Origin of the sequence: Microbacterium sp. NPDC056044, from assembly GCF_042267145.1 — a bacterium.
Taxonomy (GTDB): Bacteria; Actinomycetota; Actinomycetes; order Actinomycetales; family Microbacteriaceae; genus Microbacterium.
In genome coordinates this window covers 347119-361232 of sequence record NZ_JBHJWZ010000003.1, presented here as the reverse complement: position 1 = coordinate 361232, position 14114 = coordinate 347119, and the positions used below count along the sequence as shown (strand labels likewise).

The 14114-nt window shown below is 68.6% G+C and carries 12 protein-coding genes; 9 read left to right on the top strand and 3 right to left on the bottom strand.

Features of this window, described 5'->3' with window-relative positions:
- Positions 1-52 precede the first annotated feature (52 nt).
- The 3 genes from ACFC1I_RS10480 to ACFC1I_RS10470 all read left to right on the top strand — a co-directional run bounded on the left by ACFC1I_RS10480 (position 53) and on the right by ACFC1I_RS10470 (position 6332).
- The gene (locus ACFC1I_RS10480) at positions 53-1330 is read left to right on the top strand and encodes an MFS transporter (RefSeq protein ID WP_376008692.1); all 1278 of its coding nucleotides are present in this window, start codon (positions 53-55) and stop codon (positions 1328-1330) included.
- On the top strand, positions 1330-3771 hold the full coding sequence (locus tag ACFC1I_RS10475; protein ID WP_376008690.1) for a glycoside hydrolase family 3 N-terminal domain-containing protein: 2442 nt from the start codon (positions 1330-1332) through the stop codon (positions 3769-3771). Before ACFC1I_RS10480 ends, ACFC1I_RS10475 begins: the two co-directional genes overlap by 1 nt.
- A gap of 347 nt (positions 3772-4118) precedes the next feature.
- Positions 4119-6332 (top strand): family 78 glycoside hydrolase catalytic domain, encoded by a 2214-nt coding sequence (locus ACFC1I_RS10470; RefSeq protein ID WP_376009350.1) that lies wholly within the window; start codon positions 4119-4121, stop codon positions 6330-6332.
- Between the two features lie 329 nt (positions 6333-6661).
- On the opposite strand, the gene ACFC1I_RS10465 is transcribed toward ACFC1I_RS10470, so the two are convergent.
- Positions 6662-7081, bottom strand: coding sequence for a hypothetical protein (locus tag ACFC1I_RS10465; RefSeq protein ID WP_376008688.1), 420 nt, complete (start codon positions 7079-7081; stop codon positions 6662-6664).
- A 96-nt stretch (positions 7082-7177) separates the two neighbouring features.
- Between ACFC1I_RS10465 and ACFC1I_RS10460 the strand changes: the two genes are divergently transcribed.
- Both ACFC1I_RS10460 and ACFC1I_RS10455 read left to right on the top strand, forming a co-directional pair.
- Positions 7178-7822, top strand: a complete 645-nt coding sequence (locus ACFC1I_RS10460) for a hypothetical protein (RefSeq protein WP_376008687.1) — start codon at positions 7178-7180, stop codon at positions 7820-7822.
- Positions 7823-7955: 133 nt separating this feature from the next.
- Positions 7956-8279, top strand: coding sequence for a carboxymuconolactone decarboxylase family protein (locus tag ACFC1I_RS10455; RefSeq protein ID WP_376008685.1), 324 nt, complete (start codon positions 7956-7958; stop codon positions 8277-8279).
- A 21-nt stretch (positions 8280-8300) separates the two neighbouring features.
- Here ACFC1I_RS10455 and ACFC1I_RS10450 read toward each other — a convergent pair whose 3' ends face one another.
- The gene (locus ACFC1I_RS10450) at positions 8301-10535 is read right to left on the bottom strand and encodes a LuxR C-terminal-related transcriptional regulator (RefSeq protein ID WP_376009347.1); all 2235 of its coding nucleotides are present in this window, start codon (positions 10533-10535) and stop codon (positions 8301-8303) included.
- A 145-nt stretch (positions 10536-10680) separates the two neighbouring features.
- Here ACFC1I_RS10450 and ACFC1I_RS10445 point away from each other — a divergent pair, with 145 nt between their 5' ends.
- The 4 genes from ACFC1I_RS10445 to ACFC1I_RS10430 all read left to right on the top strand — a co-directional run bounded on the left by ACFC1I_RS10445 (position 10681) and on the right by ACFC1I_RS10430 (position 13619).
- Positions 10681-11511, top strand: coding sequence for a zinc-ribbon domain-containing protein (locus ACFC1I_RS10445; protein WP_376008683.1), 831 nt, complete (start codon positions 10681-10683; stop codon positions 11509-11511).
- Between the two features lie 52 nt (positions 11512-11563).
- Positions 11564-11770 carry a hypothetical protein gene (locus ACFC1I_RS10440; RefSeq protein ID WP_376008681.1) on the top strand — a complete coding sequence of 69 codons (207 nt, stop codon included), beginning with the start codon at positions 11564-11566 and terminating at the stop codon, positions 11768-11770.
- Positions 11771-11900: 130 nt separating this feature from the next.
- Entirely contained in the window at positions 11901-12080 is a 180-nt protein-coding gene (locus ACFC1I_RS10435; RefSeq protein ID WP_376008679.1) for a hypothetical protein, read from the top strand.
- Positions 12081-12248: 168 nt separating this feature from the next.
- Positions 12249-13619, top strand: a complete 1371-nt coding sequence (locus ACFC1I_RS10430) for an MFS transporter (RefSeq protein WP_376008677.1) — start codon at positions 12249-12251, stop codon at positions 13617-13619.
- 71 nt (positions 13620-13690) lie between these two features.
- On the opposite strand, the gene ACFC1I_RS10425 is transcribed toward ACFC1I_RS10430, so the two are convergent.
- Positions 13691-14113 carry a hypothetical protein gene (locus tag ACFC1I_RS10425; RefSeq protein ID WP_376008675.1) on the bottom strand — a complete coding sequence of 141 codons (423 nt, stop codon included), beginning with the start codon at positions 14111-14113 and terminating at the stop codon, positions 13691-13693.
- Position 14114 lies beyond the last annotated feature (1 nt).

Genomic DNA, 14114 nt, shown 5'->3' with positions numbered 1-14114 from the left:
CTACGCTGGTAGCGCGCGCTAGTTCGGTGTGCTTATGACAGCGGAGTCGCTTATGTCTATCGATGATGACCACACCACTGTGATGTCCGGCCCGGCAGGCCCCCCCGGCGCGGTGAAGAAGGTGGGCGTCGGGTTCAAGATCGCGTTCGGCCTGGTGAACTTCGGTCTGTACTTGACCGTGATGATGCCGGCGTTGTTCAGCCTGCCGTACAAGGTGCAGCAGGTCGCTCCGGACAACAAGGCTCTTGTGTTGGGCATCGTGGCCGCGGCGGGGGCGGTGGTCTCCTTGGTCGCCGGTCCGATGGCCGGGGTCCTCAGCGACCGCACCCGGACCCGGTGGGGCCGCCGCCGCCCGTGGTTGCTGGGTGGGATCCTGGTGGGGCTGATCGGGGCTGTGTTGGTGGCACTTGCCCCGTCGGTCCCCATGCTGCTGCTCGGGTGGGTGATTGTCTGCGTCGGCGGCGCTGGCCCTGCCGCGGCGATCACACCGGTGGTGGCGGAGCAGGTGCCGGAGGCGCAGCGCGGCTCGATGGGCGCGATCGTCGGGGTCGCCACCCAATTGGCGGGAGTGCTCGGCTACACCATCGGGGGGCTGCTCACCGGGAACATCGTGCTGTTGTTCGTCGTGCCGGTCGTTGCGTTCCTTGTCCTCGCGGTGGTGTACATGTTGGTGGTTCCGGATCCGATCGTGCCGTTGCCGCAGACGACGATTCGCCAGACGTTCCGGCTGATGGTGTTCAGCCCCCGAAAGCACCGCGACTTCTCCCTGGTGTGGCTCGGGAAATTCTTGATGCAGATGGCGTTGGCATTCCTGACGACCTATCAGTTGTACTTCCTGGCCGACCGGCTCGGGTTCACCGCAGCGGAGGCCGGGCAGAAGCTCACGCTGGTGGGTGGGATCGGGATCCTGGTCACGATGACGTTCGCGATCGTGTCGGGCATCCTGTCGGACAAGGTGAAGCGTCGCAAGGTGTTCATCATGACGTCATCCGCATTGTCGGCGACGGGACTGGCATTGATGGGGTTCACGGACGGGTTCGGGCTGTTCTTTGCGGCGGTGATGTGCATCCTGGGTGCGGCGGGCATGTTCGGTGCGGTGGATGTCGCGATGGCCAGTGACCTCGTTCCCGACCGGGAGCAGGCGGGCAGGTGGATGACGATCTACAACCTCGCCGCCAGTCTCCCCGGTGCCGTGGCGCCGCTGCTGGGATCCGTGCTGCTGCTGATCGGTTCCCCGTCGGGAACGAACTACGCCGCCCTTTTCCTTACCGGTGCGGGCATCGCCCTGGGCACCGGGGTGGTCACGGCCTTCGTTCGAGGAGTGCGCTGATGTCCGATAGTGCCCTTGCCGCCGCGGTCGACGCCGACGTTCTGCTCGCGGAGCTGACGCTTGAGGAGAAAGCGCTCCTTCTGGAGGGCGTCGACTCGTGGAGCAGCAACGGGATTGAGCGGCTCGGTATCCCGCGACTGTATCTCACGGATGGGCCGCACGGGGTGCGTAAGGTGCGTGGGGGGGAGGGGGCGTTCGGTGTCGCCGACAACATCCCGTCCACTGCATTCCCGCCAGCGGTCACGGTGGCGAGCACGTGGAATCCAGAGCTCGCCCGACGGATGGGGGAAGCGATCGGGCACGAGGCCGCCGATCTCGATGTCGACGTGCTGCTCGCTCCCGGGGTGAACATCAAGCGCAACCCGCTGTGTGGCCGCAATTTCGAATACTTCTCCGAGGACCCGCTTGTGTCCGGGGCGTTCGGTGCGGCGTTCGTGGAGGGTGTGCAGTCGAACGGGATCGCGACGGCGGTTAAGCACTTCGCGGCGAACTCGAACGAGGACTTCCGGTTCGTCGGCGACAGCATTGTCGATGAGCGCGCGTTGCGGGAGATCTACCTCCGGCAGTTTGAACGCATCGTCCGGGACGCGAAGCCGGCGACCGTGATGTGCGCGTACAACGCCATCAACGGGACCTTCAGTTCCGACAACCGGGACCTTCTCACTGGCCTCCTGAGGGAGGAGTGGGGGTTCGACGGGGTCGTGATGACCGACTGGGGTGCTACGCACGACCGTGTGTCGGCGCTGGCGGCCGGATGCGAGCTGGACATGCCCGGCGACACCCCGCACAATCGGGCGGCGATCATCGCCGCCGTCCGCGATGGACGGCTCCCGGTGGAGACGCTTGACGAGGCGGTGCGCCGCATCCTCAGCCTCGTCCGGCAGACGCAGGACGCGACGCGACCCTCTGCGCCGCACGACCCCGCCGCCCACGCGGCCCTCGCGCGCGAGATCGCGACCGATGGTGCGGTGCTGCTGACCAACGACGGCACCCTGCCTTTGAACCCGGCCCGCGAGGTCGTCGTGGTGGGGGAGATGTTCGATCGGATGCGGTTCCAGGGCGCCGGGTCGTCCCTGATCAACCCGACCGCGATCGTCACCCCGCGCGAGGCGTTCGACGCGCGCGGCGTCCGGTACCGGTACGCCCGCGGCTACCGCGCCATGTCCACCGAACGCGACCTCAAGCTGGAGGCAGAAGCTCTCGCCGGGGTGAACGCGCGCGATACCGTGTTGTTCTTCGGCGGGCTCAGCGATTTGGAGGAGAGCGAGGGCTTCGACCGGCAGACGATGGCCCTCGGCGACAGCCAGACCGCCCTGCTCGAGCAGTTGGCGGACACCGGGGCGCGCGTCGTGTTCGTGCTGTTCGCCGGAGCTCCGGTGGAGTTGCCGTTCGCGGATCGGCTCGCGGCGATCCTCGATCTGCACCTGCCTGGCATGCAGGGCGGTGAAGCGTCCGCGCAGCTGCTGTTCGGCGAAGCAAACCCCTCTGGGAAGTTGACAGAGAGCTGGCCGCTGGTTTCGGCCGATGCGAGCTCCGCCGCCGACTACAACAGGGCGACAAGCGCCGAGTACTACGAGTCGATCTACGTCGGATACCGGTATTACGACGCGGCCCGAACCGCATTGAGGTTCCCGTTCGGACATGGGCGTTCCTACACCCAATTCACCTACTCCGACCTGGAGGCGAAGGTGAAGGACGGGGCGGTCACCGTCCGCGCCGTTGTGGAGAACACCGGCGATCGCGATGGCGCGGAGGTCGTGCAGCTGTATGTGCGCAACAACCGCGGTGAGGTGTTCAAGGCGGACAAGGAGCTGCGCGGGTTCGCCCGCGTCCATGTTCCCGCAGGCGCTGCGGTGCCGGTGGAGATCTCGTTCCCGCTCAGCGACCTCGCCTACTGGGATGTCGCCGAGCACGGGTGGGTGCTGGAGAACGGTGACTACGAGATCGTCCTGGCCGCCTCCGCCCACGACCCCCGCCTGCACACCCCACTGGTCGTGACCAGCGGGCGGGACTCCCACTCCCCATACCCGGCCGCGGTTGACCGCGATTACGCCACCCCGCCGGCCCGGGTTCCGGCCTCATTCCCCGCCCTGCTTGGACGCGACGTCCCGCCCTCGGCGACGCCGCGCCGGCTGACGATGGAGACCCGGCTCACCGACGCCAGGCGCACGCTGATCGGCGCGATCATGCTCCGCATGGTGTCGGCCACCGTGCGGAAGGACTACCAGCGCGCCCTCGCCCTCCCCGACGGGTTGGAACGGGACGCCCAGGTCAAGAACGCGCACTTCGTTCTGCGAATGATGCCGTTCCAGTCGCTGCGGAGCATGGCGATGTCCTCCGGCGGCGCGCTCCCGTATAACGTCGCGCGGGGGATTGCGGAGTTCGCCGCCTGGCATCCGATCCGCGCCCTGAAGACGATCCTCCGGAAAGGACCGGCATGAGAATCTCCCGCCTGACCATCGACTCGCTCACCTCCGGGTGCGTGACCGACGAGCCCCCCCGCTTCGCCTTCGCCCTCGAATCCGACCTCCCCGGTGAGGCCCTCGACACGGCGACGATCACCGTCGGAGACTGGACGGTGCAAACGAACGAGCAGACCGGAACGGTCTACGCGGGCCCCCTGACTCCGCGCACCGACTATGCGGTCGAGGTTGCAGCGACCGGTACCAGCGGAACAGTCGCGCAGGCGCAGGCGAGCTTCCGTACCGGACGCCTCGGCCTTCCCTGGGCCGGAAAGTGGATCACCGACGGCGCGTACGAGACGCCGGAGAAGCAGTCACCGGTGCCGATGGTGTTCCGCCGCGGCATCGCGGTGCGCCCTGGCCTGGTGCGCGCATGGGCGGAGATCACCGCTCTCGGCGTTTATGAACTCACCCTCAACGGCGCCAAGGTCGGCGAGGACTATTTCGCCCCCGGGTTCACCTCCTACGCCCATCAGATCCAATACCAGACGTACGAGCTTGACCCCATGGTGGGGGAGAACCTCGTGGAGGTCACGGTCGCCGGAGGATGGGCGGTGGGCTCGTTCACCCACAAACGCAAGAGCAAGATTTACGCGGACCGCCAGGCGCTGCTCGCCGAGATCCACCTCGCCTATGACGACGGCACTGTCCAGGTCATCCCCACCGGCATCGACTGGGTGGTCAGCACCGACGGTCCTTACCGGATGGCGGAGTGGTACGACGGGGAGACCTACGATGCCACCGTCACCGACGCGCAGCGCATCTGGCGGGCCGCCACTGTCACCCGCCCCCAGGGCGAACCGCGGCTGCTGGCACAGTACGGTGCACCGGTGCGCGTCCAACGCGTGTTCACCCCGGTCGAGCAGACCACTGCCCCCAGCGGGGAGACGGTCTACGACTTCGGGCAGAACTTCGCCGGCGTGATCCGCGCCAGCGTGCGCGGCAGCGCCGGGCAGACGATCACGTTCCGCCACGCGGAAGTCCTCGTCGACGGGGAGTTGTTCGTGAAGTCGCTGCGAACCGCGAAAGCGACCGCCACCTACACCTGCACCGACGGGGATCAAGAATACTCGCCCCGGCTCACCTACATGGGGTTCCGGTATGTTGGCGTCACAGGCATCGACCCGGCCGACCTCGAGCTCGAGGCACTGGTCCTGCACTCCGACATCCCGCGGACCGGCACCTTCTCGACCTCGAACGAGCTGATCAACAAGCTGCAGTCCGCGATCGAATGGGGCGGCCGGTCGAACTTCGTCGATATCCCCACCGACTGCCCGCAGCGCGACGAACGCGAGGGCTGGACGGGCGACTATGCCGTCTTCGCCTCGACGGCTTCGTACAACTTCGACATGAGCCGCTTCCTCGGCAAGTGGCTGCGGGACATCGACGCCGAACAGGGCCGCGGCGGCGGCATCCCCATGGTCGTGCCGCGCGCCGGCAACCCGTTTCCGGTCGTTGCGACCGCAACCTGGGGCGACGTGTGCGTGATCGCGCCGTGGGCGGAATACCTCGCCCGCGGCGACCTGGGGATGCTGCGTAGCCAGTACCCGGTGATGAAGCGCTTCCTGCACGCGGCGAAGTGGTGGTCGGGCTTGTTCTCGGTGCGCCGGTCCCGGCGGCGAATCTGGCGGTTCCTCTTCCACTTCGGCGACTGGACCGCGCCGGACGGTGATGTGAAGGAATGGATCCGCCGTGGTCGGTGGGTCGCCACCGCGTACTTCGCGAACTCGTGCGGCATTGTCGCCCGCATCGCCGACCTCCTCGGCGAGACCGTGGACGCGCAGAAGTACCGTGCTCTGCAGGCCGAGATCGTCAACGCGTACCGCGAGGTCTTCACCGATGGTGCAGGAACACTCAAGAAGGAGTTCCAGACCGGGTACGTCCTGCCGCTGGCGTTCGGCATGACACAGGGGGAGGAGACCAACACGATGGCCTCGAACCTGGTCCGCCTGATCGCTCACGCGGACGGGCACCTCTCCACCGGCTTCCCCGGCACCCCGCAACTGCTGTTTGCGCTGTCCGACAACGGACGTGTGCAAGACGCGTTCGACCTGCTGCTGCAGACGTCGTGCCCATCCTGGCTGTACATGGTCCAGTCGGGCGGCACGACCATCTGGGAACGCTGGGACGCGCTGCGCCCCGACGGCACCGTGAACACTGCCGACCTGAACGGCGGCTCCGACGAAGAGTCCACCGGTGGGATGGTGTCATTCAACCACTACGCCGCCGGTGCGGTCGGGGACTGGCTCTACCGCCGTATCGCGGGTATCGAACCGCTCGAGGGCGGTTACAAGTCCTTCACCGTCGCGCCCCTCCTCGGCGGCGGGCTCACTCACGCCGACGCCACGATCGAAACCCCCTACGGACGGGCCGCATCACACTGGCGCATCGACGACGACCAGCTCTTCCGCCTGCGTGTGGAGGTCCCCGTGTCCACCACGTGCCTCGTCGTGCTCCCCGACGGCACGCGGACGAGGGTGACCAGTGGCGCGCACGAGTTCACCTGCTCTGCCGCGGTGGTGACAGGCGTGGCTGCCTGAGAAGGACCGTCTGCCGGTGCAAGTGACCAGCTCGCGAACGACGTCGCGTGGACCGAGCTGGTCACTTGTTGCCCGAGACGACGGAGCTCGTGCGCGGTTGTCATGATTGTCCAGCGAGCTCGGCTACAACGTCGTCATCGCCAACCACGCCGGATCTGTCGACCGTCAAGCCCGCCCCTGGACCTGTTCGCCGCGCAACGCGTCAGCGGGATCCTGCTCTTTCGTAGAGCGTTCGACGAAGCTCGGCCTTCTCCGCAACGGGGGCGTAGGCCTGCGACAGATCAGAACCACCCTGATTACGCGGGTGTTGGCGCCTGATCGCCATGAGGTTACTGCTCGGGGGCGGGGACCACCAGGTCATGCCCCTCGGGGAACACCATGCCGGTGTTCGTTGCGGGGTTGTAGTCGTGTGTGGCGGGGTCGTAGTACTCGACGCCATCCGGCAGAACGCCGCCCGGCTCGCCGAAGGTCGCAACGTAGTCGTTCCCGCAGCCCTCGGTGCCGGAGCACCGGAACCCCTCCGGGTAGATGAGCCAGGTCGTCCCGCGCGCCCAGGCGGGCAGCTCAGTCAGTGGCTCGTCCTCGCCCGGGGTGGCCCCGGCAGGCGGGGTAGCCGAGGCGGCGGGTTCGACCGCTGCCGGCTCGGGCGTGGCACCGCCGAGGGATGCGCAGGCGGAAGCTGCGAGCGCGACGACCCCTGCAACGGCGAGTGCGGAGACCCGGATGGTGATCTTGGCTGCGAGGCTCATAGAGGACAGCCTGGCAGGTGCGCGTGCGCGGTCCGACATTCACCGCAGACGTCGTCGCTGGGTCTCGCTGCGATCCCCATGCGGCAGGATGGCGTCGTGCGCTCCTCCGCTCCGCTCCGGCCGGCGATCCTCGTCGGGGTCGCAGCATCCGTCGTCCTCGCCCTCACCGCGTGCGCGAGCGGTGCGAACGATGCGGGTGCCGAAGGGCCCGCGGACTCCGCGCAGATCGCCGAGAGTGCGCGCTCCCTCGGCATCGCACCCGAGCTCGTCTACACGACCGACGTCGACGGGTACGAGCTTGCGGTGCAGTCGGTCGGGCCGAACGGCGCCGACGGTCTGCAGGGGACCTGGCTCGACACCGCGTCGGGCAGGATGCTCACGATCCGCACCGACCGCGGAGAGCTCACGGCGCAGACATGTGCGGCGATCCCGCTCGAGGGGGCGTTCGACGCGGCGGTGACCTGCGAGGAGGACGAGGACGGGCTGTGGCACCGGTCGGCGAGCGACGTGCACGAGTACGTCGCGACGCGTGACGGGGTGCTCATCCGCGTCAGCGGCAGCGGTGCTCCGCCCGGGGATCTGCGCGCCGCGGCCGAGGCCGCGCACGTGCCGTCGGCCGCCGAGCTCGCGCTGCTCTTCGCGGACGCGCCCGAGGTGCCGACGGGGCCGCCGGTCGAACGCGGCGACATCCCCGAGAACGGCGACGGCGCGCCGATCGACCCGTCGGGGCCGGGAGGCTGACCCTGCGGCGGCGACACCGTCGCCCGCCGGCCGGTCGTGGTTCACGTCATCTGCATGGTGCGGTGACGCCCGCTGCCGTGTGAACTGTGGGGAGATCATTCTGCAGCTCGTTCGCGAAGGTGGGAGACCGGCGTTGGATGGACCTGAGCTTCTCCGGCGGTTCTGCATCGGCGACCCGGCCCTTGCCGAGGATTCCGGCGAGCTGTGGTCGCGATGCCTCGACCATCGCACGCGTGACCTCGTCCGGATCGGCGCGCTGATCGCGATGTCGGCACCGGACGTGTCGTTGCACACCGCCATCGACGATGCGCTCTCCGCAGGTGTTGCGGCCGAGGAGATCATCGCCGTGATGGACGGACTGGTCACCGTCGTCGGTCTGCCCCGGGCGGTCGCCGCGGCTCCGCGCATCGCCTCCGCGCTCGGCTACACCGAGGACCTGCAGGACGACGAGCGCTGAATCGGTGCAACGACCTCGGTCCTAGCCGCCGAGAAGACCGATCGCGACGGCGCGCTCGACAGCGCCACCCCGGGTGGTCACGCCCAGTTTGCGGTAGATCGAGCTGAGCTGGGAGCTCACGGTGTTGCGCGAGACGAACAAGCGCTGACCGATCTCGGCGATCGTCAGGTGCGTCTGCAGGTACGGCAGCAGACGCAGCTCGGCGGGCGTGAGGGGGACTGTTCCCTCGGCGTGGGGTTCGACCGCGAGACCGGCGCGGAACTCCTCGATCTGCGTCGAGACGACGCCCACATCGGGCCTCTTGCGCAGCAGATGGTCGCACTCCACCAGAAGGTGGAACGCCGCTGATCGGTCCCCGAGCGCGACGTGAGCCTTCGCCAGCTGCAGGCGCACGCGCAGCGAGAGGAAGGGGAGCAGATGGGTGCACCCCACACGCGCGCGCATGCCGCGCGCGAGGAGCCGTTCGCCGCGCTCGCGGTCGCCGTCGTGCACGGCGACGCGCGCCGCGACCGCCAGCGCGAAGGCCGTGGTCGGGTAGCCCTCGAGATGGTTGGCATCGATCGCCTCAACGCCTCGCTGCGCGTGGAGGGCTGCGGCCTTCCACTGGCCGCGGTCGATCGCGATCAGCGCGAGCTCGGGCTCGCTGAGGATGACGGTGTCGGGCGCGTTGATGGCCGTCGCGACCTCGATCGCCTCGGCGAACGCCGAACCCGCGGTGTCGGTGTCCGCGCTCAGGATCGCTGCGGACCCCCAGAGATGGAGGGCCTGGGCTCGCCAGAGGCTGGTCGCGGGCTCGTGCTCGATCGCGTATGCGGCGTCGGCGGCGAGCTGCTCGTGACCATCGCGGCACATGGCGGCGCGCACCATCGAGCGCGCCGACTCGAACTGCACCCGATCGTCGTCGGGGAAGACGCTCGCGTCGATCTCGTCGAGCAGCGTCGACCACTTCTCGCCCTCCGCCACCTCGCCCAGGAGCACCGCCGTCCAGGTCCGCAGGACGACGAGGGCGGGATTGGCCAGGAGCACGGCGGGGCCGAGCTCTTCGAACCAGCGCCGCACGGTGGTGATCTGGCCCCGTTCGTACATGCCGAGCGCGATCTCCTCGACCAATGCCGCAGCGTGCGCGGGTTCGTCCGCCCGCAGCAGGTGCTCGACGGCTCTCGCCGGGGCTCCCTGTGCTTCGTGCCACTGGGCGGCGCGCAGATGAAGCGCGCCGGCGGCGGCGGCGCCCTCGGAACGCTCGAGTTCGTCGAGGAGGTACTCGCGGAACAACGCGTGGAAGCGGAACCAGCCCCGTTTGCGATCCATGGGCACCAGGAACAGGTTCGCCGACTCGATCTCGCGGAGGCGGCGTCGTGCGTCGCCGATCTGAAGCAGCGCGTTGCAGGCCTCCGGCGAGATCTGGTCGAGCACCGCAATGCGGCGCAGGAAGCACTGCGTCGTCTCGGGAAGACGCTCGATGCACTCGCGGTAGAGGTAGCCCGCGACATATCGTTCTTCGCCGGTGACGCTCGTGGCATCGCCGCCTGCGCGCTCGACCAGCGCGCACAGGTACAGCCCCGCCGGCCACCCTTCGCACTTCGCGACGATGCCCTCGAGATCAGCCTCAGGGACGTCGGGCACGCCTGCCTCGTCGAACACCGTCCGGGCGTCGGTGGCATCAAGACTGAGATCGTCGGCAGAGATCTCCCACACGACGCCCCGAGCGCGCAGCCGAGCGAGCAGAGGGGGATCCTGCCGGCCCGCGATCACGACCTGCGACCCTGCGGGCACCCGCGCGAGCAGCACCTCCAGTGCGTCCTGGCACGCGGTCGAACCGACCAGGTGCAGATCATCGATGAAGAGCACGAAATCCTCGGGCGTCGAGGCGAGCGCGGCGGCGAGCAACGGCGCTGAGCGGCCCAGCGCTCCCGCACCGACGCCTCGCATGTCGTCGACCATCGCCTCGGCGACGGGAGAGAAGCTCGAGCACGCCGATGCCACGACGGGCAGCAGCGCGGCGGGATCATCGTCGGTGCGGTCTGCGGACACCCATGCCACCGTGCGTGATTCGGTGGCGGCCCATTCGGCGAGCAGCGTGGACTTGCCGTACCCCGCGGGGGCGGCAATCGAGACGACGCGGGCGCCACTGGTGCGGGCACGATCGATCTGACGACGCCTGCTGACAGCATTGGTCCGCCAGGGCGGAACCTGGGTCTTGCTCTCGAGCAGCACTTCCTGCAGATCGCGTCCCCCCAGGAGCGAATCTCGGAGCATGTCCGGCACGGTCCGCATCCTATTGCGGGAGTTCGCTGCACCACAAACGCACCCGCTGCACCGGTAACGAAGACACCGGCGGGATGGCGGGATGCCGGAACGCTGCGACCGCGCAGGTGTCGGAGCCCCGTCGTACAGTGCGCTCATGCCGGAGCGCGTGGAACTGTGGTGGGCGAGGCGCCAGTTCTCGAAGGGCGTCGACGTGCCCTATCCGGTGGGCACCTACCGGTCGGAATGGGCGGCGTATCCGGCGCTGATCCGGCAGTACCACCCCGATCTCAATGCCGGCATCACGCTGACGCAGGTGCCGCCGGCCGCCGACGTCCTCCTGCTCTGGCAGTGCGAGGCCGGGCACACGTTCGTCGCCACCCCGTCCGAGCAGCGTGAGCGCCCCGGCCGTGAGCGGCGCCGATCCGCCTGGTGCCCCGAGTGCGCGGCGGCGGCGAAGCCGCCGCGCATCTCGATCCGCGCACCCGGCGCCGAGCCTGCGCCGCGCCGGAGGCCGCCGCGCTCGCTCTGCACGAAGACTCCGGATCTGCCTGTGGGGGAGCCGTTCGTGAGCGCGTGCGCGCCGAAGCCAGCGTCGGCTGTCGAGGCGCGGATGCGGGCCGACGTCTTCGCGAAGCTGGCGGTCACGCCGGGCTTCACCGCGATCCGCACCGCGCGGCCCTTCTTCGACCATCTCGAGGTCTGGCCCGACATCCTTCTGGCGGAGCTGCGGATCGCCCTCGAGTACGACAGCGTCGGCAAGCACGGGCTCGAGCACGTGGGCAAACGCGAGGAGGTCGACCGGCGCAAAGACCGGGCCGTGCGTGCGGCGGGGTGGGAGGTCGTCCGGGTGCGCATCGGCAAGCTCGAGCCGCTCGGCCCGCACGACCTCGTGATGTCGTCATGGACCACGCGCAGCAGCGAGCGTCTCATCGACGCGCTGCGCGGCATCCGTGGTCCTCTGCTCGTCGACGCCTATCTGAGGTGACGCCGCGCGCGTACGGCACCGTGTCGGAGGTCCTGGTTACGGTGGTGGGGACATGAAGACGAAGAGAATCGCCCGCACCGCGTCGCGACTGCCGCGCCGAGGGCACGCCCTGGTCACCGTGTCGGTGGTCGACGAGAACGGATTCACGTCCCAGTACGAGACCGTCGAGGTGCCCGTCGGCGCCCTCCGCGACGGCGTCGCTGCGATCCATCTCGCGGCGGTGGATGCTGACGCTGAGGCCGACAGCCGCAGCGCGTAGCACGAACGCATCCCCTGTTGCGCGGGTGCGTTTCGCGTCCTACTATCGAACATAGATTCGATGAAGGAGGGGCATCATGCGGATGGTGGCACGTGAGGATGTTCAGGTCTGGTGTGAACGAGGGAGGCCGGTGCGGCTGGTCGTCGACCACGAGCGGTGGCGCATCATCGACACCCCGACGCGCAGCGACGGCGGGCGGCTGTTCCAGAGCTGGCGATTCACCGCGCGCAGCGATGTCGACCACCGCACGCGTGTCATGGACGTCGAAGAGGTCGACGGTCACTGGATGCTCGTCGCCTCGTGGGAGTGAGCAGGGCCCCCCGATCGGGCGGTCCTCCGTCTGAAAGCTGGAAGATCGCCCGAACTTCACGGAGAGAGCCGCGTCAAGCCCCTTGAAACCTGAATCGTGCGTCAGGTAACGTCCCGCAGAGCGGTTCCCCACGGACCGCTTCCGCGCTCTACAAGGAGGTACCAGCGCATGGCTTCACCCCAGACACCCCCGGCCTCGATGAAGCAGTCGAGCCTGCGGCGCGTCGTCACAGCCTCGATGGCGGGCACCGTCGTCGAGTGGTACGAGTTCTTCCTCTACGCCACCGCCGCGACGCTCGTCTTCAACAAGATCATGTTCCCGCCGTCGGACGACCCGTACGCCCCCATCATCGCGGCGTTCGTGACCTACGCGGTCGGCTTCATCGCCCGTCCGCTCGGCGGCATCGTGTTCGGCCACTTCGGCGACAAGTACGGGCGCAAGAAGCTGCTCCAGTTCGCGATCATCCTCGTCGGCGTGGCGACGTTCCTCATGGGATGCCTCCCCACATTCGACATGATCGGCTACTGGGCGCCCGCGCTCCTGGTGGCGCTGCGCTTCGCGCAGGGCTTCGCCGTCGGCGGCGAGTGGGGCGGGGCGGTCCTGCTCGTCGCCGAGCACTCGCCGAACCGGACACGGGGCTTCTGGGCGTCGTGGCCGCAGGCGGCCGTGCCGATCGGCAACCTCGTGGCGACGGTCGTCCTGCTCGTGCTCAGCCGCACGCTCACCGAGGAGCAGTTCCTCTCGTGGGGCTGGCGCATCGGGTTCTGGCTGTCGGTCGTCATCGTCGCCATCGGGTACTACGTGCGCACGCGCGTGACCGATGCGCCGATCTTCCTCGAGGTCCAGAAGGAGGTCGAGCAGTCCAAGGCGCTGCGCTTCGGCGTGCTCGAGGTGATCAAGCGCTACCCGCGCGGCGTGCTCACGGCGATGGGTCTGCGCTTCGCGGAGAACATCATGTACTACCTCGTCGTGACCTTCTCGATCACCTACCTGGCGGTGGCGCTGAAGGTCGACACGGCCGAGATCCTCGGTCTCCTGGTGATCGCGCACATCGTGCACATGATCGTCATCCCGCTCATCGGCGGACTGACCGACAAGATCGGCCGCAAGCCGGTGTACCTCATCGGCACGCTCGGCGCGGCAGGGTGGGGCTTCGTCGCCTTCCCGATGTTCGACACGCGCAATCCCGCGATCATCGTGGCCGCGATCTGCCTCGGTCTGTTCATCCACGCGTTCATGTACGCGCCGCAGCCGGCGATCATGTCCGAGATGTTCCCGACGCGCATGCGCTATTCGGGCGTCTCGCTGGGCTACCAGGTGACCTCGATCGTCGCCGGCTCGCTCGCCCCGATCATCGCGACGGCGCTGCTGGCCAGCACCGGCTCGTACATCCCGGTCGCCGTCTACCTCGCTATCGCCGCGGCCATCACGCTCGTCGCCGTCATCTCGATGCGTGAGACCAAGGGATCGTCGCTGCACGAACTCGACCGTCTCGACGAGGAGAAGCTCGCCGCCGAGAAGGAGTCCGTCGGCGCCTGAGCCTCACCCCCGACCGCCCCGCCACCCCACGTGGCGGCGCGGTCGGGGCGTCCGGCCGTCGGCGCGGCGAGCTACGCGCCCTGCGGGCTGCGGCGCATGCCCGGCACGGGCTGCGGGCGCAGCACCATCGCCGTCGTGATCCCGAGCAGCACGATGCCGATCGACTCGACGATCACCGTCTCGGGAACGAGGGTGAAGTCCCACGTCTCGTGGATGCCGAAGAGCCCGACGGTGAGCGCGAGCAGGAGCGCGCCGAGCGTCGCGATGAGGAACAGGAGGCTGAGTACGGTCACGAGCTGCAGGAGCCGACCGCGGAGGAGCAGCATCCCGGCTGCCAGGACGAGGCCGGCCACGGCGTTCAGGATGAACATCACCCCCAGGATGCCGCCGACGCCGTTCAGCGCGAGGTAGAGATGGATGCCGCCCGTGGCGAGGAGGGCGATCGCGCTGAGGATGCGCATGGTCCAGAGCGCCCGCCCGGTGGATTCGGTCATG

What these genes read in the sequence shown, in the direction of transcription:
- ACFC1I_RS10425 (WP_376008675.1), bottom strand. Translation starts at nt 14,113, where the DNA reads ATGACCGAATCCACCGGGCGGGCGCTCTGGACCATGCGCATCCTCAGC.
- ACFC1I_RS10430 (WP_376008677.1), top strand. Translation starts at nt 12,249, where the DNA reads ATGGCTTCACCCCAGACACCCCCGGCCTCGATGAAGCAGTCGAGCCTG.
- ACFC1I_RS10440 (WP_376008681.1), top strand. Translation starts at nt 11,564, where the DNA reads ATGAAGACGAAGAGAATCGCCCGCACCGCGTCGCGACTGCCGCGCCGA.
- ACFC1I_RS10480 (WP_376008692.1), top strand. Translation starts at nt 53, where the DNA reads ATGTCTATCGATGATGACCACACCACTGTGATGTCCGGCCCGGCAGGC.
- ACFC1I_RS10445 (WP_376008683.1), top strand. Translation starts at nt 10,681, where the DNA reads ATGCCGGAGCGCGTGGAACTGTGGTGGGCGAGGCGCCAGTTCTCGAAG.
- ACFC1I_RS10470 (WP_376009350.1), top strand. Translation starts at nt 4,119, where the DNA reads ATGGTGTTCCGCCGCGGCATCGCGGTGCGCCCTGGCCTGGTGCGCGCA.
- ACFC1I_RS10465 (WP_376008688.1), bottom strand. Translation starts at nt 7,081, where the DNA reads ATGAGCCTCGCAGCCAAGATCACCATCCGGGTCTCCGCACTCGCCGTT.
- ACFC1I_RS10450 (WP_376009347.1), bottom strand. Translation starts at nt 10,535, where the DNA reads ATGCTCCGAGATTCGCTCCTGGGGGGACGCGATCTGCAGGAAGTGCTG.
- ACFC1I_RS10475 (WP_376008690.1), top strand. Translation starts at nt 1,330, where the DNA reads ATGTCCGATAGTGCCCTTGCCGCCGCGGTCGACGCCGACGTTCTGCTC.